The 21,133-nt window shown below is 46.2% G+C and carries 20 protein-coding genes; 11 read left to right on the top strand and 9 right to left on the bottom strand.

All coding sequences use genetic code 11. From position 1 onward, the window contains the following. Positions 1-10: 10 nt before the first annotated feature. Both AC121Z_RS13410 and AC121Z_RS13405 read right to left on the bottom strand, forming a co-directional pair. Entirely contained in the window at positions 11-442 is a 432-nt protein-coding gene (locus AC121Z_RS13410) for an excinuclease ABC subunit A (protein WP_498124521.1), read from the bottom strand. Positions 443-588: 146 nt separating this feature from the next. Next, positions 589-1,383: a transporter substrate-binding domain-containing protein gene (locus AC121Z_RS13405; RefSeq protein WP_498124520.1), complete on the bottom strand. Its 795-nt coding sequence runs from the start codon at positions 1,381-1,383 to the stop codon at positions 589-591. Between the two features lie 340 nt (positions 1,384-1,723). Between AC121Z_RS13405 and rplM the strand changes: the two genes are divergently transcribed. From rplM to AC121Z_RS13365, 8 genes are all read left to right on the top strand, one after another. Further along, on the top strand, positions 1,724-2,152 hold the full coding sequence (rplM, locus tag AC121Z_RS13400) for a 50S ribosomal protein L13 (protein ID WP_100656064.1): 429 nt from the start codon (positions 1,724-1,726) through the stop codon (positions 2,150-2,152). A gap of 12 nt (positions 2,153-2,164) precedes the next feature. After that, positions 2,165-2,557: a 30S ribosomal protein S9 gene (rpsI, locus tag AC121Z_RS13395; RefSeq protein ID WP_100656063.1), complete on the top strand. Its 393-nt coding sequence runs from the start codon at positions 2,165-2,167 to the stop codon at positions 2,555-2,557. 312 nt (positions 2,558-2,869) lie between these two features. Then, a complete protein-coding gene (gene petA / locus AC121Z_RS13390; protein WP_498124519.1) occupies positions 2,870-3,502 on the top strand; it encodes a ubiquinol-cytochrome c reductase iron-sulfur subunit in 633 nt (210 codons plus the stop codon). 1 nt (position 3,503) lies between these two features. Further along, a complete protein-coding gene (locus tag AC121Z_RS13385) occupies positions 3,504-4,769 on the top strand; it encodes a cytochrome b (protein WP_498124518.1) in 1,266 nt (421 codons plus the stop codon). Next, positions 4,766-5,500, top strand: coding sequence for a cytochrome c1 (locus AC121Z_RS13380; RefSeq protein ID WP_498124517.1), 735 nt, complete (start codon positions 4,766-4,768; stop codon positions 5,498-5,500). The genes AC121Z_RS13385 and AC121Z_RS13380 overlap by 4 nt, the downstream gene beginning before the upstream one ends. A 119-nt stretch (positions 5,501-5,619) precedes the next feature. Next, entirely contained in the window at positions 5,620-6,252 is a 633-nt protein-coding gene (gene sspA, locus AC121Z_RS13375) for a stringent starvation protein SspA (RefSeq protein ID WP_498124516.1), read from the top strand. Positions 6,253-6,276: 24 nt separating this feature from the next. Next, entirely contained in the window at positions 6,277-6,687 is a 411-nt protein-coding gene (locus AC121Z_RS13370) for a ClpXP protease specificity-enhancing factor (protein WP_498128257.1), read from the top strand. Between the two features lie 15 nt (positions 6,688-6,702). Next, complete coding sequence (locus AC121Z_RS13365) at positions 6,703-7,857, top strand: GGDEF domain-containing protein (RefSeq protein WP_498124515.1); 1,155 nt, start codon at positions 6,703-6,705, stop codon at positions 7,855-7,857. Here the strand turns inward: AC121Z_RS13365 and mgtE are convergent. The 5 genes from mgtE to glnA form a co-directional block, all read right to left on the bottom strand. Further along, positions 7,854-9,212 carry a magnesium transporter gene (gene mgtE, locus AC121Z_RS13360; protein WP_498124514.1) on the bottom strand — a complete coding sequence of 453 codons (1,359 nt, stop codon included), beginning with the start codon at positions 9,210-9,212 and terminating at the stop codon, positions 7,854-7,856. The two genes, AC121Z_RS13365 and mgtE, sit on opposite strands and share 4 nt — an antisense overlap. Positions 9,213-9,448: 236 nt before the next feature. Then, on the bottom strand, positions 9,449-10,852 hold the full coding sequence (gene glnG, locus AC121Z_RS13355) for a nitrogen regulation protein NR(I) (RefSeq protein ID WP_498124513.1): 1,404 nt from the start codon (positions 10,850-10,852) through the stop codon (positions 9,449-9,451). A 24-nt stretch (positions 10,853-10,876) separates the two neighbouring features. Continuing rightward, positions 10,877-11,962, bottom strand: a complete 1,086-nt coding sequence (glnL, locus tag AC121Z_RS13350; RefSeq protein WP_498124512.1) for a nitrogen regulation protein NR(II) — start codon at positions 11,960-11,962, stop codon at positions 10,877-10,879. A gap of 146 nt (positions 11,963-12,108) precedes the next feature. Next, positions 12,109-12,624 carry a DUF4124 domain-containing protein gene (locus tag AC121Z_RS13345; RefSeq protein WP_498124511.1) on the bottom strand — a complete coding sequence of 172 codons (516 nt, stop codon included), beginning with the start codon at positions 12,622-12,624 and terminating at the stop codon, positions 12,109-12,111. A 76-nt stretch (positions 12,625-12,700) separates the two neighbouring features. After that, the gene (gene glnA, locus AC121Z_RS13340; protein ID WP_498124510.1) at positions 12,701-14,110 is read right to left on the bottom strand and encodes a glutamate--ammonia ligase; all 1,410 of its coding nucleotides are present in this window, start codon (positions 14,108-14,110) and stop codon (positions 12,701-12,703) included. 489 nt (positions 14,111-14,599) lie between these two features. On the opposite strand from glnA, the gene typA reads away from it, so the two are divergent. Continuing rightward, the gene (gene typA, locus AC121Z_RS13335; protein WP_498124509.1) at positions 14,600-16,435 is read left to right on the top strand and encodes a translational GTPase TypA; all 1,836 of its coding nucleotides are present in this window, start codon (positions 14,600-14,602) and stop codon (positions 16,433-16,435) included. Between the two features lie 168 nt (positions 16,436-16,603). After that, entirely contained in the window at positions 16,604-16,870 is a 267-nt protein-coding gene (locus tag AC121Z_RS13330) for a SemiSWEET transporter (RefSeq protein WP_498124508.1), read from the top strand. 17 nt (positions 16,871-16,887) lie between these two features. Here AC121Z_RS13330 and AC121Z_RS13325 read toward each other — a convergent pair whose 3' ends face one another. Beyond that, a complete protein-coding gene (locus tag AC121Z_RS13325) occupies positions 16,888-18,915 on the bottom strand; it encodes an oxidoreductase (RefSeq protein WP_498124507.1) in 2,028 nt (675 codons plus the stop codon). Between the two features lie 99 nt (positions 18,916-19,014). Here AC121Z_RS13325 and AC121Z_RS13320 point away from each other — a divergent pair, with 99 nt between their 5' ends. Further along, a complete protein-coding gene (locus tag AC121Z_RS13320) occupies positions 19,015-20,001 on the top strand; it encodes a phosphotransferase (RefSeq protein WP_498124506.1) in 987 nt (328 codons plus the stop codon). Here the strand turns inward: AC121Z_RS13320 and AC121Z_RS13315 are convergent. Beyond that, positions 19,984-21,063: a trypsin-like peptidase domain-containing protein gene (locus AC121Z_RS13315; protein WP_498124505.1), complete on the bottom strand. Its 1,080-nt coding sequence runs from the start codon at positions 21,061-21,063 to the stop codon at positions 19,984-19,986. The genes AC121Z_RS13320 and AC121Z_RS13315 overlap by 18 nt on opposite strands. Between the last annotated feature and the right edge of the window lie 70 nt (positions 21,064-21,133).

Genomic DNA, 21,133 nt, shown 5'->3' with positions numbered 1-21,133 from the left:
CGGCGGTTGGTTAGATTTTTACTAAGTCGGCTTTCAGCGCGACACCAGCAATAATATTTCCTGCGCCACATTCAAACTTTTCGCTACTCGCAAATTCTTTGTGCTTATAGTTTGACTTTATGTTGACTACCGCATTCATGCCCTCTCTTAATGCGCGTTCTTGTAATTGCTTTAACGCTGACAACATGACCCATTCACACGCTTCTTGGTCAGACTTATTAAATGCATTGGTCTTTTTATTGGTGGATACGTTGCCATACGAACTTTTGATATCGGGATGGCTTTGTCCTGCGAAATACAAAGGCACGTCAAGTAACGCCGATTTTGCTTTTTCTGAGCTGAGAAACGGCTCGAGATCGAACTGAAGACGATCATCGCGGGCTAATGCCGGTGCACTGAAAGCGATACTAAGTGCAACAACTGCTAAAAACATCCTTTTCATGATTGAAACCTTTTATTGAGTAAATTGTTTAAACCAAATCCCACTATAAAAAGCGAGAATCTTAGCTAGCATAGAGCAACCTGGTTGAAAAATAAACACTAGCTGCAGGCACGTCCGATGGACTTATGTCAGTGGCAATTCGCTTGTTACTTTCCGGTATAAAAAGGATTGTGCAATCGATGAACAATACGCTTTTGTTGCAGTAACTCTCGTGCAGATTGATAACCCGGGTAGGATGCAAAATGTTTTTCTAACGTCCCTTGTTTAGCTGCTCTTTGTAAGCCAACCAATATGCGTTGTTGTAGTTCAGGTTTGGCCGGATTGACGAAATAGTAAATAAAGGCTGGATAGTCGAGTAAATGCGCTGGCTCAATGACCAAGCCTTTGTTGTGTGGGAGAGCGAGCTCGGCTTCTGCTTCTATAACGCTGCGAGGAAAATAGTCTACCGTTCCAGTTAACAGGAGCTTTGCAATACCGAATTGCCATTCGTACCACTGCACTGCTGAAACATTGAAGTCATTGTGTTTTAGGATCTCAGTGTCAGGCCAACCTTTGCCTTGTATGGCGATTTTCGATCGCAATTGGTTGGTATTGAGTCCAGCAAACGAGCGCTCATTCCCTTGTGCAATTAAGAATACCCGTTTGCCGAGTAACCCATCGATAAGCGGGTACTTTACCGGGAGTAGATACGCTTCTCGCTCAGGCGTAGTCATCGTCCACATAACATCGGCGTCACCGTCAAGCAAGGTTTGCATTTGGCGTGATTGATCCATCGGTATTGGATAGCGTCGAATGGTAACTTGACCGAACTCGTCGCTGCTCTCAGCCAGCGCTATTGTTAATAAATCACTAAAGTAATTTTGGGTCGCAGAGGTTTGCGATAGCGAGGTAAATATAACTTCCTCGGCGGCCGTTACAGATTGGGCTGATACTTGGAACACGCTGACAATACAAAGCCCAACAAAACACCGGCGTAACCACCTAACGATTTTGAACTGCTGGCAGTGATACAATCTGAATTTCACTTTACTGGCCATTGAAAGGAAACAACTTGTCTAAAACTTATCACACAACTTGTAAATTGAAAGTCGGCTGGTTATTTTTTGAATAATTTGCGAATGGGGCTTCGCTTTTACGTCAAAATCTGTATAATTCGCGCCCTGCCCAGTTACGCCCACTTTGGGAAAGTGGATGAATCAACAGGCTCGAAGGGGTCTAGGCGTTGATTTTCGGGAGATTACTCCGGTAATCGGTAACAGTTATATTTTCGGGTGACGAATAATGAAAACTTTTGTTGCAAAACCAGAAACAGTAAAAAGAGACTGGTTCGTGGTTGATGCCACTGATAAAACACTTGGACGTTTAGCGTCTGAAATCGCTCGCCGCTTGCGCGGTAAGCATAAGCCAGAGTATACACCGCACGTTGATACTGGTGATTACATCGTAGTTGTTAATGCTGAAAAAATTGCTGTAACCGGCAATAAAGCAAAAGACAAAGTCTACTATGCGCACTCTGGTTACCCAGGTGGTTTGAAAGACATCACTTTTGAAAAGCTTATCGACAAGAAGCCTGAAATGGTTCTAGAGAAAGCTGTAAAGGGTATGTTGCCTAAAGGTCCTCTTGGCCGTGCAATGTTCCGCAAAATGAAAGTGTACGCTGGCTCTGAGCATAATCATGCTGCCCAGCAACCACAGGTTTTGGATATTTAAGGAGCGACACACATGGCAGATACTCAATATTACGGCACGGGTCGTCGCAAAAGCTCAACTGCTCGCGTATTCTTGCGTCCAGGCACGGGTAGCATCACTGTAAACCAACGTCCTCTTGACGAGTTCTTTGGTCGTGAAACTGCTCGCATGGTCGTTCGTCAACCGCTTGAGTTGGTTGAAATGACTGAGAAGTTTGACCTTTACATCACTGTTCGCGGTGGCGGTATTAGTGGTCAAGCGGGCGCAATCCGTCACGGCATTACTCGCGCGTTGATGGAGTTTGATGAGACTCTACGTCCAGCACTACGCAAAGCTGGCTTCGTTACTCGTGACGCACGTCGCGTTGAACGTAAGAAAGTGGGTCTTCACAAAGCGCGTAAGAAGCCACAATTCTCAAAACGTTAAGTTTTATTGGATTGTACAAAAAGCCCGGCCGATGCCGGGTTTTTTTATAGACGAAATAAGTTGGTCAAATCATTTGGCCGAAAATCGCTTTTTGACACCGTTACAGACGTTTTATTCCCATCGTTACCTCGTGCGGCCCTTGGAAATGATGAATTTCAACTAAATCCTTGTTTTTTGCCTGTATTTCCTTGTCATTAGCGGGGGTTTTTTTTATCATTTCCGATCGAAAATAATCATTCGAATCGTCATGACGACTCGCTTTCGGCTTTCTCATAAAAGAGAGGCCATTTGTCCAAATCTGGAGAACCGTGGATGAGTAATGTATCTGTTGATGCGAGCGAATCTTCGCAAGCACAAGGTCAACCACAACCTAATAATCGTCGACGCTTTTTGACTGTCGCTACTTCGGTAGTCGGTGGTATAGGTGTCATTGGAGCAGCTGTTCCATTTATCGCTTCTTGGAATCCAAGTGCCAAGGCAAAAGCCGCTGGTGCAGATGTTGAAGTTGATATTTCTGGTATTGAACCAGGACAGTTGGTGCGGGTTATGTGGCGCAGTAAGCCGGTGTGGATTGTGCGTCGAACGCCTGAAATTTTGGCGGCATTAGCGGCCCACGAGGATCAACTGAAAGATCCAAACTCAGAAGTTGAACAGCAACCCACGTTCGCTCAGAATCAATGGCGTTCATTGAAGGACGAATATCTCATTTTAGTCGGTATTTGTACGCATCTTGGCTGTTCACCACAGCACCTTAAAGACGGTGCCATGGCTCAATATGCGGAAGGCGTATCTGACGGTTTCTTCTGTCCGTGTCATGGTTCTAAGTTTGATATGGCAGGGCGTGTTTTCCAAAACGTCCCAGCGCCATCCAATCTTGTGGTTCCGCCTTATCAGTTTGTCGATGATACAACTGTCATCATCGGCTCAGAAGCAGAGGTTGCTTAACATGTCAGGATTTTTAAATTGGATTGAAGAACGCATCCCCATGATGCGTGTGGCGAACATGCATGCTATCCAGTATCCCGCGCCACGAAATATGAACTTTTGGTACGTATTTGGCTTTCTCGCCACTATCGTATTAGTTAACCAAATCGTGACTGGTATTTGGTTGACGATGAACTTTGAACCAAGTGCTGAGCGTGCCTTTGCATCGGTCGAGTATATTATGCGCGAGGTTGATTACGGTTGGCTTATCCGTTACATGCACTCAACGGGCGCATCAGCATTTTTTATCGTGGTTTACATGCACATGTTCCGAGGCATGATTTATGGCTCGTATCAAAAACCACGTGAGTTGCTGTGGGTCTTTGGTATGCTAATTTACTTAGCCTTGATGGCCGAAGCTTTCATGGGCTATGTATTACCATGGGGTCAAATGTCGTATTGGGGAGCGCAGGTTATTGTTTCCTTATTCGGTGCTATTCCAGTGATTGGTCCAGACTTGGTTGTTTGGATCCAAGGTGACTATGTTATCTCTGGCGCTACGTTGAATCGCTTCTTCGCGTTACATGTTATCGCACTACCGTTAGTTATCGTGATCTTAGTGTTCTTGCACATTATCGCCCTGCATGAGGTTGGTTCGAATAATCCCGACGGTGTGGCAATCAAGCACAAAAAAGGCTCCCTCTCTGAGGATGAGAAAACCAAGTGGACAATTCATGAATACTACACCAGTAAGTACGATATCGCTGACGATGTAGTGCCTTTCTTCCCGCATATCGTGTTGAAGGATTTAGTGGCTTTTGCGGTCTTCTTGTTCGGGTTCTGTTATGTCATGTTCTTCATGCCCGAAATGGGTGGCTATTTCTTAGAAAAACCAAACTTTGAAATTGCAAATCCATTGAAAACACCAGCGCATATCTTCCCGGTATGGTACTTCACACCGTTCTACGCAATACTCAAAGCGGTGCCCGATAAGTTATTCGGTGTAATCTTCATGTTCGCTGCGATTGCTGCGTTATTTGCATTGCCATGGATTGATCGTGGACGCGTGCGCTCATGGCGCTATCGCAGTGGCCTGCATAAAGTTAACTTGTTAATGTTCGCTGCTGTTTTTGTCTTCTTGGGATATCTTGGTGGTACCCCACAAGAGAACTGGAAGATTGTTGCATCACAGTTTGCAACTATTATGTATTTTGGCTTTTTTGTGTTGCTGTTTTTGTATAGTAAAAACGAAGGAACCAAGCCTGTACCCGCGAGGATCCCACGATGAGAAGAATTATACTAGCAGCACTTCTAACCTTGCCGTCTTTGGTATGGGCAGCGGGAAGTACCTATCCTCTGGACCATGCAGACTATGATTTGACAGATAAGGCATCACTCCAAAATGGTGCCAAAATCTTCATGAATTACTGTTTGGGCTGCCACCAAATGCAGTATCAACGTTATCAGCGGACTTTTAATGATCTTGGAATTCCTGATGAACTCGGTCAAAAGTATCTGCAGTTTACGGGTGAAAAGGTGTCTGATTACATCACTACACCAATGCCGGCGGCCTATGCTGCGACTTGGTTTGGTGCGCCACCACCTGATCTTACGCTGGTCGCTCGCGTGAGGGGCGCTGATTGGTTGTACACCTATTTACGCACATTCTATGTAGATGAAAATAAAACCTTTGGCGTTAACAATAAGGTCTTTCCTGATGTTGGTATGCCACATGTACTCCAAGAGTTACAAGGTACTCCACGTGAACACTATGAAACTGTCATGGTGGATGGTGAAATGGTTGAGCGCTATGCGGGTTTAAAATCCGATGGTGATGGTATGTTGGCGGCGGATGAGTACGACCAGGCAATTCTTGATTTGGTAAACTTTCTGCAATACACCGGCGAGCCTGCACGCCTAAAATCTGAAGCGATTGGTAAGTGGGTATTAGTGTTTATCGTTGTATTCTTTGTCTTTGCATTATTGTTGAAGAAAGAATACTGGCGCGACGTGCACTAAACATACAATTTAAGGTATAATGTTTCGATTGAGGGCGCACTCGCGCCCTTTTTTGACGATTAAATACGCGTACTAGTCAAACTAGATAACGCAAAACTGCGTAATGCGGAGGAACGTGAATGGCAGTTGCCACAAATAAACGGTCAATAATGACATTGTTTTCAGATACTTTAGATATCTATAGTCATCAAGTCAGAATCGTTTTAGCGGAAAAAGGTGTAGGCGTTGAGATCAGTTATACTGATCCAACCAACTTGCCAGAAGACTTAATTGATTTAAATCCCTATGGCACCGTGCCAACCCTTGTTGACCGTGAGCTAGTGTTATACAAATCGCATATCATCATGGAATATCTTGATGAGCGTTTCCCACATCCGCCACTGATGCCTGTTTACCCAGTTTCGCGCGGTCAAAGTCGTTTGATGATGCACCGTATTGAACAAGATTGGTATTCGCTTGCAGCAAGGATTTTGCAAGGCGAGGGCGATGTTGATGCTGCCCGCAACGAACTACGTGAAGCAATCTTGAGTATTGCGCCGTTATTTGCGGAAACGCCTTATTTTATGTCGGAAGAGTTCAGTTTAGTTGATTGTTACCTCGCTCCATTGTTGTGGCGCCTACCGGCACTCAAGATTGAGTTGTCAGGGGCAGGTAGTAAAGACATACTTGCTTATATGGGGCGTATCTTTGGACGTAGTTCTTTCAAAGCGTCGTTGACTGATCAAGAACGTGAAATTCACAACCCATTATAAGTGCCCATGACTGATCAAATTGCGATGACTTCAAATCAGCCCTATCTATTAAAGGCATTCTTTGATTGGATTGTGGATAATGAGCTTACGCCGTACATTGTGGTTAACGCGAACGTGTCCGGCGTTGAAGTACCGCAGCAATTTGTTAAAGATGGGCAAATCGTATTGAATATTTCCCCATCTGCATGTGTACATTTTAGTATGGATTACGAGAGCCTGAGTTTTCAGGCTCGTTTTAGTGGTCAGCCATATCGTATCTATATACCGAGTCATGCAGTGCTTGCAATATATGCGCGTGAGAATGGTGCAGGTACTGTGTTTACGACGGAAATGGATGTTGATAGTGAAGCTACTACTGCCACTCCATCAGCTCCTGACAAACCAAACGCCGCTAAAAAGGTAAAATCGAAACCCTCGTTGCGTGTAGTCAAATAGTTTTTAGGACCATACATGGAAGTAGATGAGGGACTAAGCCTTAAGCTGAAAAGGAAGCAAGTTGATAGTGTCTATGCACATTCTCTAACGCTAGTAATCTCGCATCCCCTCGCAGCCTTTTTAGTTATTTATATTTTTCGCTCTTCGCTTGAGTTTGCGTACGCTTTACAATGGTTTTTTGCGGTCTGTGCGCTTTCCTTAATCCGTATCCCTCTGTATCTCTTTTATCGTAAGCAAAGCGACACAACAGATGCATTGGTGTTGGCGCGTCTACATAATCGCTTTATCGCGGCCAGTGCGACGCAAGGCATTTTATACGGTATTGCCTGGCTCCATTTATTAGGCGCTAATGATCCTATCGTGTCAGCATTAGTGGCGTTGTTAGCCATAGGGCTTAGTGCGTCTGCCTTGGTAGGCTACGCCTCGGACTGGCGCACTATGTTGGCATTTTTTGTTCCTGTTATCATGCCTGCATTTGGTTACTTTTTGCTTGCAGGCGATAGCCTCAGTTACGCACTGGCTGTGTGCATGTTGTTATATGCGGTGGTTATTTTACGTACCATGCTGCCGGTGAATCGTTCTATTTTGGAAGCCTTTTCTCTAAACGCGCAATTAAAGGAACAAATTGAGATCCGCAAGCAGGCAGAGCAAAAACTGCTAGCTTTATCCCGCCAAGATGGGCTCACTGGTTTGGCCAATCGGCGTTATTTTGATGAGGCTTTGACAGAAGAAATGCTCCGTGCACAGCGCGCTGGGTCGCCGCTGGCGTTGTTGTTAATTGATGTGGATTCATTTAAGCAATATAACGACACTTATGGTCATCTGGACGGGGATGATTGTTTACGTGTACTTGCGCAATTGATTAATCAACATGCTCGACGTGCGGGCGAGTTGGCGGCACGTTTTGGTGGCGAAGAGTTCTCTGTAGTATTGCCGAATACCGACGCAGATAAAGCGATGCAAGTTGCTGAATCGTTGCGAGAGGCTCTCAGGCAAGCAGAAATTGCGCATGAGTCAACGCTAGTTGAGAACAAACAACAATTGAGTATGTCGATTGGCGTTGCGGTCTATATCAGCGGTGAAGCGCCTAATGCGCTAATCAATCGTGCTGACAAGGCGTTGTATCGGGCTAAGGCGTTGGGTCGCGACCAAGCAATACTCGCAGGCTAGATTAAAAACAATGTGGCGGTACCTAGGAATGCGAATATTCCTACCACATCGGTGATGGTAGTGAGTATCACACTGCCAGCTAAGGCGGGGTCAATTTTTAACCGTTTCATGATGATAGGTAATGTCGCGCCTGATAGCGCTGCGGCTATCATATTAGCCAACATCGCAAATGCTATGATGACACCGAGCTGGTAGTCTTGTTTCCAGAGTGCAATAACTGCTGCAATGAGTATTGCCCAAATCATCCCATTCAAGAAACCAATGGCTAACTCTTTACTTATCAGCGAGCGACTATTGCCGGAATTGACGTGTCCAAGTGCCATACCACGGATAACCAATGTTAATGTTTGGTTGCCAGCAACGCCGCCCATACTAGGAACAATAGTGTTCAATATCGCAAGTACCGCTAGCTGACTTAAAGTAGCTTCAAATAGATCACTGACGGCTGCAGCCATTAATGCGGTTAAAAGGTTAACGCCAAGCCAAATCGAACGCCGTCGTGTACTTTGTAATACAGGGGCAAAGGTATCTTCTTCATCATCAAGACCTGCCATGCTCATCATTGAGTGTTCGGCGTCCTCACGAATAATGTCGACGACATCGTCGATGGTGATACGACCGACCAGCCGGTGTTTATTATCGACAACAGGGGCTGATAGCCAGTTGTAACGTTCAAATAAACTGGCAACTTCGCCATCGTGCATATCGACAGGGATCGCCTCAGGCTCATCATCCATAACTTCTGCAACGAGCGCTTCTGCCGGTTCAATCAACAATCGTGTGACTGGCAAACTACCGATCAACGTATCATTCCGATCGACAACATAGAACGTATCTGTACCTTCAGGCACTTTGGAACGTAACCGCAAATACCTTAGAACCACATCGATGGTAACATCTGAGCGCAATGTGATCGTATCGGTGTTCATAATGAAACCGGCCGTTTCTTCACCGTACGATAAGGCCTGTTCAGCCCTATGTCGGTCTTGCGCATCCATTGATTTAAGCAATGAAGCTAAAACTTCTTCGGGCAATGAGCTTAGCGTCTCGGCTAAATCATCAGTATCCATTTGACCTAATACGTCAACCGCATTAGTCGTCGTCATTTGGGTGATGATACCGTTACGCACATCTTCAGAGAGCTCTTCGATGACATCGGCATGAAAATCACTATCAATGAGTTGCCACAGTTCATCACGAGATTTTTTCGGGCTAGATTCAAGGATTAAAGCGACATCGGATGCCGGTAGGGTATGCAACGTTCTGCGCACTGAAACGAAGCGACCAGACGCTAAGGCACGCATAATATCTTTCATTTGCGCGCGGGTGCGGTTGGATTCTAAAGCTTCGGCCATGAGTTACGCTTATTCCAAATGAGAAACCTCTCTAGGGTAACTTATAATGGCTTGTATTGACTATGAATTTTAAATGTTGCGAGCCTTTTGCTCAGTGGTTCTTTGAGGCGCATCGCTCATTCATCGAGATTGGCGTTGGCCGGTCGAGGGAAAGCTTCAGCCCGCAAATGCAACTTTTGATTTGCGGGAGAATAACCTATATGTAACAAGCTGAACGACTGCAGTGTCTGACAGATTTACAGATCAAGCTCCTTCAGCTTGCGGGTTAGGGTGTTACGACCCCACCCCAATCTTTTCGCTGCGTCTTGCTTATGCCCATGGGTAAAGTGCAAGGCGCGTTGCAGCAAGGTTTTTTCAAACACATAAATTGCATCATTAAGAATATTATCTTTGCCACTCTTCAATTGCTGATCAGCCCAATTGGCTAACAACGTATCCCATGAGCTATCCACTCCACTTGCTTGTGGAGTTACATCTTCGTGTATTTCAGGAGGGAGATCGGCAGGCAGAATTTCTTGCCCAGAAGCCATCACTGTGAGCCAGCGACACACGTTTTCGAGTTGTCTAACATTACCCGGCCAAGCTAAATCACTCATTATTCGGGCGGCATCTTTGCTCAGCGTTTTGGCCTCTACGTCTAATTCTTTTGCAGCGCGACTGAGAAAATGTTTGGCGAGTAAAGGAATGTCCTCACGGCGCTCCCTAAGAGAGGGAATATGCACTCTGATCACATTGAGACGATGAAACAAATCTTCGCGAAACTTACCTTCGGTTACACGTTTTTCGAGATTCTGATGCGTGGCAGCGATGATCCTGACATCGACTTTGATTGGCTCCCTGCCGCCGACGCGATAAAACTGGCCATCGGCTAAAACGCGCAAGAGGCGAGTTTGGACATCCAATGGCATGTCTCCGATTTCATCGAGAAAAAGCGTACCACCATTGGCTTGTTCAAAGCGCCCTTGACGCAAGTTCTGAGCACCGGTAAATGCGCCTTTTTCATGACCGAAAAGTTCAGACTCCACTAAATCAGCTGGGATAGCGGCCATGTTTAACGCGATAAATGGATTCATGGCTCGCGGAGAGTGCCGATGCAAGGCGTGTGCGACTAATTCTTTGCCCGTGCCCGATTGACCATTGATAAGGACACTGATTGAAGAACGTGACAAACGTCCAATGGCACGAAAAACTTCTTGCATCGCTGGTGCTTCGCCAATGATTTCTGACGCGGGTTTCTCTTCCGCGACAATCTCGCTGCGACTGTTTTCTTTGGCATGTAACAACGCCCTTTGCACCAATGCAATGGCTTCATCAATATCAAACGGTTTAGGTAAATATTCAAAGGCCCCGCTTTGATAGGCATTAACAGCACTGTCCAAATCCGAATGCGCAGTCATAATAATAACTGGCAACATTGGATGTTGGTCATGCACGCGACTCAACAGTGTCATACCGTCCATTTCTGGCATTTTTATGTCAGAAATGATCACTTGTGGCGGTTGCGCAACATCCAGTTGTAGTAGCAAGTCTTGTGGATTAGCAAAGCATACACAGGGGATTTGAGCCGCTTGTAAAGCCTTTTGCAGGACCCAGCGGATTGAACTGTCATCATCGACGATCCAAACAGGTTCAGCATTCATGATCGGTTACCTTGCGCATAATGTTTAAGACTCCGCCGATGGCAACTGCTCGGTAGTTACAATCGGTAAATAAATAGAAAATTCGGTATGCCCGCGATGGCTGTCACATTCGATCTTACCCTTGTGATGATCAATCAGGGTTTGTGAAATCGATAAGCCAAGGCCACTCCCATCGGTTTTACTCGATACCATGGGGTAGAACAGGGTGTCACGCACCTGCGTTGGAACGCCCGGCCCGTTATCAATAATTTTGATCACCGCACACAACGGGTAGCGCTCGCCGTGAATAGTCATTTGTCTTTCAATGCGGGTGATCAGCTGGATAGTAGGCTCAGGTGTATTGGATTCATGCAGGGCTTGTTGAGCATTTCTAACAATATTCAATAATGCTTGCTCAATCATATGTGGATCGATCAGGAGATCTGGAATGCTCGGGTCATAGTCTCTGACTAAGCGCGCGGAATAGACCTCATCGGCGCTAACGAGTGTTCTCACGCGTTCAATAGACTGATGTAAATTGCATACATGCAAACGCGGCAGTGTATTTGGACCTAATAACCGATCAACCAAACTGCGCAAGCGATCCGCTTGTTCGATGATCATAGCCGTAAACTCTGAGTATTCTGGATTGTTCAGCGAACGACTGAGTAGTTGCGCTGCACCACGAATGCCTCCTAACGGGTTTTTGATTTCATGCGCCAGCCCCCGGATTAGCTCTCGTGCTGCATGCTGTTGCGCATGTTGTTGAGTTTCTTGGGAAATTCGCTTTTGCTTGTCAATCTGACGTACTTCAAACATCAAGTACGCATTATCTTGCGCAGCGATGCCTGTTACCGTGATATCAGCAAGTACATAGCGTTGGTCGCGAAAGCATAGCTGGATCTCGTTCTCAGTAAATTCTTCGCTTTCAGTTAACGCTCGCAATAAGCGACTTTCGTCAATGCTTCGGTTGAGGAAATAGTCGCGTAAGTCGCTCCCGACCAATTGATTCAAACTTCTTTCAAATAATTTTTGTGCTGCGAAGTTACAGAACTGGATAATGAAGCCGTCATCAATAATGACGACTGCAGTATTCAGATTGTCTAACAACTTATGCGCTTCAAAATTCACTTCTGCTCACCAATCAATTGCACAAAAATGGTGCAATAGCAGTTTAACTTGCAATCCATGGGTGCACAACTTAAACACCGAACGTTGGTCAGCGCACTTAAATAAGGCTCTCGCCCCAATAATGTGCTGCTGTAGACCTGTTTATCTTATTGTTTTGGATTGATAAGTGCAGACGCCTGATGCATGAACAGGGTTTGCGAAGGAGACGATGCAAGGACCTTGCCTTTATTATCAACAAACTGAACTTTAAAACGGTGTTGGCCGCGGACGACGCCTGATAGTTCAAACAAGCCCGATGGACTCTCCCCCACAACGTTGCCATCAAAGAGTAATTGATAAGTGCCTGGAGCAGTCGGCGTGAGCTGTGCAGCTATCGATAACTGACCGTTGTTATCTCGCAAAGTCGCCTTGTCCTCTGGTGTGGTGATTTGTAACTGATAATCGATTTGACTGTCCTGCGCCGGCTTTGGCGTTGCTCCCGCTGCAGGTTTTGCTAGGGGGGCACTGGTATTCACTTTATTCAAGCGGACAGGTGTGCTTCCCGGCACCGGTTGGTCGGTATAGGTGACTGTACCATCGGCAGCAACCACTTTGTATACCGTCTGTGCAAGTGTATTAAAGGACAACACAGCGGTAAGAATACAGATTAATAGTTTATTCATCACACTTAAGTGTAGAGTGATTTACAAAAATAAAAAAGCCCGCACTTAGCGGGCTAGGTATATCAATCGATAAGTATTACACGCTGTAGTACATATCAAACTCAACAGGGTGAGTTGTCATGTTCAACGTTTCTACTTCAGCCGCTTTAAGTTCAATGTAAGCATCGATCATATCGTCGGTCATTACACCACCCGCTTTTAAGAAGTCACGGTCATTACTGAGTGCTTCTAGGGCTTGTTCCAGTGAACTGGCCACGGTTGGGATTTCCGCCGCTTCTTCTGGTGGTAAGTCATATAAGTCCTTATCCATAGAATCACCAGGATGGATCTTATTCTTAATCCCATCAAGTCCAGCCATCAACATTGCGGTAAATGCAAGGTAAGGGTTGGCCGTTGGGTCAGGGAAGCGAACTTCAATACGACGAGCTTTATCGCTAGTTACGTAAGGAATACGAATCGACGCGGAACGGTTACGAGCAGAGTATGCCAACATCACTGGCGCTTCAAACCCAGGAACTAGACGCTTGTATGAGTTAGTTGAAGCATTAGTGAATGCATTGATGGCGCGCGCATGCTTGATGATACCGCCAATGTAGTACAGAGCTTCATCAGACAAGCCTGCATATTTGTCACCGGCGAAGATGTTCTTGCCATCTTTGCTGATTGATTGGTGGCAGTGCATACCAGAACCGTTATCACCAACGAGTGGCTTCGGCATAAACGTTGCTGTTTGCCCATAGGCATTCGCAACATTATGTATAACGTACTTGTACACTTGGATTTCGTCTGCCTTAGTCACCAATGTATTGAACTGACAAGCAATTTCATTTTGGCCAGCCGTTGCAACTTCATGGTGATGTGCTTCGACAACTAAGCCCATTTCTTCCATAACTAAACACATTGCCGCGCGAGTATCATGTGCTGAATCTACTGGTGGGACAGGGAAGTAACCACCTTTTACGCCTGGACGGTGAGCCAGGTTACCACCTTCAAAATCCGCACCGGAGTTCCATTTTGCTTCTTCTGAATCAATTTTGTAGAACGAACCCGCCATATCTGTGTGGAACTTGACGTCATCAAACAAGAAGAACTCTGGCTCAGGGCCGAAGAACGCAGCGTCACCAATCCCTGTCGATTTTAAGTATTCTTCTGCACGACGCGCCACTGAGCGTGGATCACGCTCGTAACCTTGCATGGTTGAAGGCTCGAGAATGTCACAACGAATATTCACTTGAGTTTCTTCTGCAAATGGGTCCAATACTGCACTGGTAGGGTCTGGCATCAGGATCATGTCTGACTCGTTGATACCTTTCCAACCTGCAATTGATGAGCCATCAAACATTTTGCCTTCTTCAAAAAACTCTTCATCGACTTGATGGGTTGGGATAGAAACGTGCTGTTCTTTACCTTTTGTGTCGGTAAAGCGTAAATCAACGAATTTCGCTTCGCTTTCTTTGATTAATTCTAAGGCCTTTGCTACTGACATGGTGTCCTCCAGGTTATAGGCGTTAATTTATAAAGTACAAAACTCTTTGGTCATTCGCACTGCGATATTCATGCCATGACATAATGGCCGGTCTAACCCGCATTGCTACATTCAAATTTATTCTCTGCCTTCTTGCGATGCACCAAAATGATGCAATCGTGCATTGTCTTGGTGCTTTTGAGCGTTGCGGGCTGCTAGTTAATGAGTCCTAGCATAGTCGTTAATTGCCAGATGTGTAAAACTTTAATCAGATTAATTGGGCAGATTCGGTTTTTGCTTAAGTTGATGGGGCAGTTTGGCTATTCTTGCGGGTCAGGTGTGTGTTTGCCAGAAGCTAAACCATAAAAAATTAGCTCAGTTGTTTAAATCTTCATCGCAATATCGCGCAGAAATCTGTACAATCCGCGCTCTTTAACTTACTGGCACATCCATTGCGTTTAGCGAAGGTAACAGTAAGGTGTTTTTCAGCCCTTTTTTTGGCATTAGGTAATGAACAAGACTGACATTAGCAAATTACGCAATATTGCGATTATTGCCCACGTTGACCATGGTAAAACGACTTTGGTTGATAAACTTCTCCAGCAATCCGGAACCTTAGAAGGTCGTGGTGAAGCGCAAGAACGCGTAATGGACTCCAATGATATTGAGAAAGAGCGCGGGATTACTATTCTTGCCAAGAATACGGCAATCAACTGGAATGATTACCGTATCAATATTGTTGACACTCCCGGACACGCCGATTTTGGTGGTGAAGTAGAACGGGTAATGTCGATGGCTGACAGTGTATTGCTGCTTGTCGATGCGCAAGAAGGGCCTATGCCACAAACGCGTTTCGTAACCCAAAAGGCCTTTGCTCAGGGTTTAAAGCCAATTGTGGTCATTAACAAAATTGATAAGCCGGGTGCTCGTCCTGATTGGGTAATGGATCAAGTTTTTGATTTGTTTGATAATTTGGGTGCTACCGACGAACAGTTAGATTTTCAGGTGGTGTATGCGTCTGCGTTGAATGGTTGGGCGTCAATGGATGCTGACGATCCGGCAACTGATATGACGGCATTGTTTGAAACTATCGTTGATAAAGTAGAGCCGCCAGCCGCAGACCCAGAAGGCGCGTTCCAAATGCAAATTTCTCAGCTCGACTACAACAGCTATGTTGGTGTTATCGGGGTTGGGCGGGTAACTCGTGGTACGGTGAAATCGAACCAGCAGGTCACAATTGTCGGCGCTGACGGCAAAAAACGTAACGGTAAAGTAGGTCAAGTCCTTGGCTATTTGGGGCTTGAGCGTCATGAAGTTGAATCAGCTTCTGCGGGCGACATTATTGCGATCACGGGTCTTGGCGAGTTAAAAATTTCCGATACCGTGTGTGACATCAATACGGTTGAAGCCTTACCGCCCCTGTCAGTAGATGAACCCACAGTAACCATGACTTTCCAAGTGAATACGTCGCCTTTTGCTGGTAAAGAAGGTAAATACGTGACGTCACGTAATATCTTGGAACGTTTACATGCTGAACTTGTTCACAACGTTGCGTTACGCGTAGAAGAAACCACTGATCCGGATAAATTTCGCGTATCAGGCCGCGGTGAATTGCACTTGGGTATCTTGATTGAGAACATGCGTCGTGAAGGCTATGAATTAGCGGTTTCACGCCCAGAGGTGATTTTACGCGATGTAGATGGTGAGGTGCATGAGCCTTATGAAACCCTAACTATCGACTGTGAAGAGCAACATCAAGGTTCGATTATGGAACAGCTGGGTATGCGGAAAGCTGAGCTGAAAGACATGTCGCCCGATGGTAAAGGCCGTGTCCGTCTTGACTTTGTCATTCCAAGTCGCGGGTTAATTGGTTTCCAAACCGAATTTATGACACTAACGTCAGGCTCTGGTTTGTTGTACCACACGTTTGACCATTATGGGCCGCATAAAGGTGGCAATATTGGGCAGCGTAAGAATGGCGTTTTAATTGCTAATGCACCAGGTAAGGCGTTGACCAACGCATTGTTTAACCTGCAAGAACGCGGGCGCTTATTCATTGGTCACGGCGTTGAGGTATATGAAGGCATGATCATAGGTATTCATAGCCGCGACAACGACCTAACCGTTAATGCTTTGAAAGGTAAGCAGTTAACCAACGTACGAGCTGCTGGTACTGATGAAGCACAAACGCTTGTGCCGCCCATTAAAATGACATTAGAGCAAGCGCTTGAGTTTATTGATGATGACGAATTGGTTGAAGTTACGCCAGAGAGCATCCGTATCCGTAAGAAGCTTTTGACTGAAAACGATCGTAAACGTGCGAGTCGGAGCAAAGATAAAGCATAAAGCGCTTTGCTGAAGTCGTAATAAGAAGCCGTTGATTGTTAGCAATCAACGGTTTTTTTTCGCTCAAATTTAGTGTCAATTAATGGTTGTGTTACGCTCGCGATTACGCAAATGATAGCGTTCATGATCCATTAATTGGTTTTCGGCAACTATTCGTTAGAGACAACTATGGACTTACAATTAATCGGCTACATAGCAGCAATTTGCACTAGTATGTCATTTTTACCACAAGCGATAAAAGTCATTAAAACGCAAGATACTGCGTCTTTGTCCTTATCAATGTATTCGGTTTTTTCCTTTGGGGTTTTAATGTGGTTGATCTACGGTATCGTCTTGCACGACGCGCCTATGATCATCGCCAATACGATAACCTTATTTTTTGCGCTGATCATACTGTCGATGAAAATCTATCATCGGTTGCAAGCGCGCGCCTGAGCGCGCGTTGCGTTAACTTAAATACTAGCCGCGAGCTCTGCACCTTGCCGGATAGCGCGTTTTGCATCAAGTTCAGCTGCCACATCAGCACCACCAATAATGTGTACCTGCATGCCTGCACTGGTGAGACTATCTTGGAGTTCTCGCAATGGCTCCTGACCCGCACAGATGATGATTGAATCGACGGCTAAGACTTTGGGTTTATCGCCAACCCTTATGTGCAAGCCTGCATCGTCGACCTTCTCGTAACTGACACTATTGATCATTTGTACTTTATGGTTGGCTAACGAAGCGCGATGCACCCAACCAGAGGTCTTACCTAAGCCTTTACCAACCTTTGTTGTTTTACGTTGCAGTAAATAAACCTCGCGCTCTGGCTCTGGTAGTTCTGCTGGTTTCAGTGCGCCCGGTTGAGAATAGTCTTTATCAACTCCCCAATGTGACATCCACTTGTTTAGGTCTGTGGTTAGATGCTCGTTTTCAACTAAGTATTCAGCAACATCGAAACCAATCCCTCCTGCGCCAATGATTGCCACGCGCTTACCTACGGGTTTGTGATCACGCAGTACATCCAAGTAACTCATAACGGATGGATGGTCGATCCCAGGAATAGTGAGGTTGCGCGGCTTGATCCCTGTTGCCATAACCACATGCTCAAAGCCTTTTTCCTTAAGCAGTTTTGCATCCACTCGGGTATTGAGATGCAAAGAAACGCCGGTAGTTTCGATGCGGCGTTGGAAGAATCGCAAGGTCTCGTAAAACTCTTCTTTGCCAGGTATTTGCTTTGCATAGTTGAATTGCCCACCGATTTGATCCGCTTGCTCAAATAGATGTACATCATGGCCGCGCTCTGCAGCGTATGTTGCGAAGGCTAGTCCAGCCGGGCCAGCGCCAATCACCGCGATAGATTTTGGCTGTACTACGGCTTTGAAAATGAGCTCGGTTTCATAACAGGCCTGAGGGTTGACTAAGCAACTAGCGCGCTTTTGCTCAAATGCATGATCCAAACACGCCTGATTGCATGCAATGCAGGTATTGATTAGATCCGACTCATTGCGCTCAGCTTTAATTACAAAGTCAGGATCCGCGAGGAATGGCCGTGCCATAGAAACCATGTCAGCGTGCCCCTCAGCCAATACTTGTTCAGCCACCTCTGGCATATTGATCCGGTTTGTCGTGATCAACGGGATCGACACTTCTTGTTTCATGCGTTGTGTGATCCAAGTAAATGCGGCACGTGGTACAGAAGTGACAATGGTTGGTACGCGTGCTTCATGCCAGCCGATACCCGTATTAATAAGCGTTGCGCCAGCCTGTTCAATGGCTTTAGCCAGATACACTACTTCTTCCCATGGGGCGCCGCCTTCAACTAAATCGAGCATGGACAAGCGATAAATAATGATAAAGTTACTTCCCACTTTTTCGCGTGTTTGACGCACGATTTCGACGGCTAAACGAGCTCTGTTTTCAAGACTACCGCCCCATTCATCATCGCGTTGATTGGTACGCTGACAAAAGAATTGGTTAATTAGATAGCCCTCTGAACCCATCACTTCAACACCATCATAGCCAGCCATTTGGGCATAATGGGCACAGTTAACATAATCCTTGATCGTGCTTTTAACCCCACGACTCGACAACGCGCGTGGTTTAAAGGGGGATATTGGGGCTTTAATTGGGCTAGCTGATACCGCAAACGGATGATAACCATAGCGACCAGAATGCAGAATTTGCATACAAATCTTACCACCTTCTTTGTGCACAGCTTCGGTTATCACGCGATGCTTCTTGGCGTGTCTGCGGCTGCTCATTCGCCCCGCAAAGGGTGCTACCCAGCCCGCTATGTTTGGGCTAATTCCACCCGTTACAATTAAACCGGCACCGCCTTTGGCACGTGCTGCATAAAACGCGGCGAGCTTCTCAAAGCCGCCCTTTTCCTCTTCCAACCCTAGGTGCATCGAGCCCATAAGGGTTCTATTTTTGAGTGTGGTGAAGCCAAGATCCAGAGGTGCCAATAAATGTGGAAAAGCGCTTTCGGTTGTCATATGGTTGCCCTTTTAGTTCATTCCCAAAGAGTATTAACCCGCTACGTATTATGCAAGTGATGTTAGTTTTTCGGGAGTAAATAGTCAGCATTTTGCCCTATGGTCGATTATCAACCTGTGCTCGACGCACTCAAACAGCGGTATCCAACGCAAAGTTTTGACAAGATGTTTCCAATTCAGTCCTTGTGGAGTGGTTATGGCGAGATCGCGCGCTTGCAAAATAGTGATCAGAGCTTGAGCGTCATTGCCAAGATTATTCAACCGCCGGTGGACCATTCGCATCCGCGCGGCTGGCATACCACAACCTCGCATCGGCGCAAGCTCGCTTCATATATTAATGAACAGATGTTCTATCAACATTATGCGCCCATGCTCAAAGGGCAATGGCGAGTGGCTAAATTGCTAGCCAGCGCACAAACGGGAGAAATCAGTTGGTTGCTACTTGAGGATTTGGATGCTGCTGGTTATCCGCAGAGGGTAGAGCAGGCTAGCGGTATGGCGGTGAACAGTATGCTCAAGTGGCTGGCTAACCTGCACGCGGTATTCTTACAACAATCTTGTGGCCGAGTCTGGCAGCGTGGCACCTATTGGCACTTGGCAACACGTCAAGATGAGTGGCAGGCAATGCCTGCGGGAGCGTTGAAGGAGTCGGCGGTGCATATTGATGCTCGCTTAGCGAACTGTCGCTTTAAAACGTTGCTGCATGGTGATGCTAAAGTCGCTAATTTTTGTTTTAGCTTGGATCTTAAGCAGTGTGCAGCCGTAGACTTCCAATACGTTGGATTAGGGGCCGGCATTCAGGATGTTGTGTATATGTTAGGTAGTGTGTTTAATGGCGTAGAACTCGAACAAAATTATGCAGTTGCCATTGAGTATTACTTTTCCTGCTTACATCACGCACTTGCACATACCACGCTTGACTATGACCAGCTTGAGGCTGAGTGGACCAACCTTCTACCGTTTGCGTGGGCAGATTTTGAGCGCTTCTTGTCAGGCTGGTCGCCAGGGCATCGCAAGCTCAATCAGTTTTCAGCGCAGCAGACATCGCTAGCACTTGCCGAAATAGCGTCAGCCAGAAACCCCTAATTCGCCCACAACCACCTGTAGATTTAGGCGTTCATTTGCACGCACGACTTCCAGTTGCATGACAGTTCCGGGAGCGGTTTCGGCTACGCGGTCAAGAAACTTGCCTGCACTTTCAACTTCGATCCCGTCAACGGCAATAATGGTGTCGCCAACTTGCAATCCAGCTAGCTCTGCTGGACCGCCGGCGCGCAGTGCGTTGACCGTGACCCCAGGGCGATTATTGAGTTCATTTCCGGCAAAGCCAAGCTCACCTCTTGTTACCTTACCGTTAGCGATAATTTCGTCCATCACCCGTTTCGCTAGCTCATACGGCACGGCAAAATTGACGCCATCAACACTGCGTACGCGCCGGCGATTATCCCTTACGAGGAAACTCGCATTAGTAATGCCGACTAAAAAGCCGTTACTGTCGACTAAAGCGCCGCCCGAATTTCCTTGGTTTAACACGGCGTCCGTTTGGATAAAGTCAACATAGTTGGCTAATCCGTTTCTACCTGCCGTGCGACTCACAATGCCATGGGTAATCGTTTGGCCTAAATCGTAAGGATTGCCGATGGCCATGACCACATCGCCAACCCGCGTTTTAGGGCTCTCCAATTGTGGAATAACATGCAAGTTATCGGCATTAACTTTTAATACTGCGAGATCAGTAAATACATCGAAACCGACCATTTCAGCTTCTAAAAGTCGGCTGTCTTGCAAGCGAACCATAATACTATCGGCATTTTCAACGACGTGGTGACAGGTCAAAATATAGCCGTTGGCAGTCATGATCACGCCAGAGCCTAGATTGATGCGTTCACGCGAGCGCGGTTGACTAAATAGATTATTAGAGACTTCGATGCTTTCGCTATATATATTGACTACGGCGGGTGCTGAAACACTCAGAGCGTCGTAATAAGTTGCACGTGGTATAGGTTCCGCTTTGCCACTGAACCACCCAGTATTAAATCCAGCGCCGATGCGTAGATCAGGAATAAATACCAAGAGTAACGCCGCGACAATCAGCCCAAGAAAGACAGAGCGCAGCACAAAGGTAATAAAAGCGGTAAGATTCGACATGACTGGCAGGAAACTCTCTTCGTTATGATTGTGATTGGGCTGCCGCGTAATCCGTAAAGTGTACCAATAC

Source organism: Alteromonas sp. DYW1 (assembly GCF_059752595.1).
The sequence above is the reverse complement of the archived record's forward strand: the minus strand, read 5'-3'. Positions and strand labels throughout refer to the sequence as shown.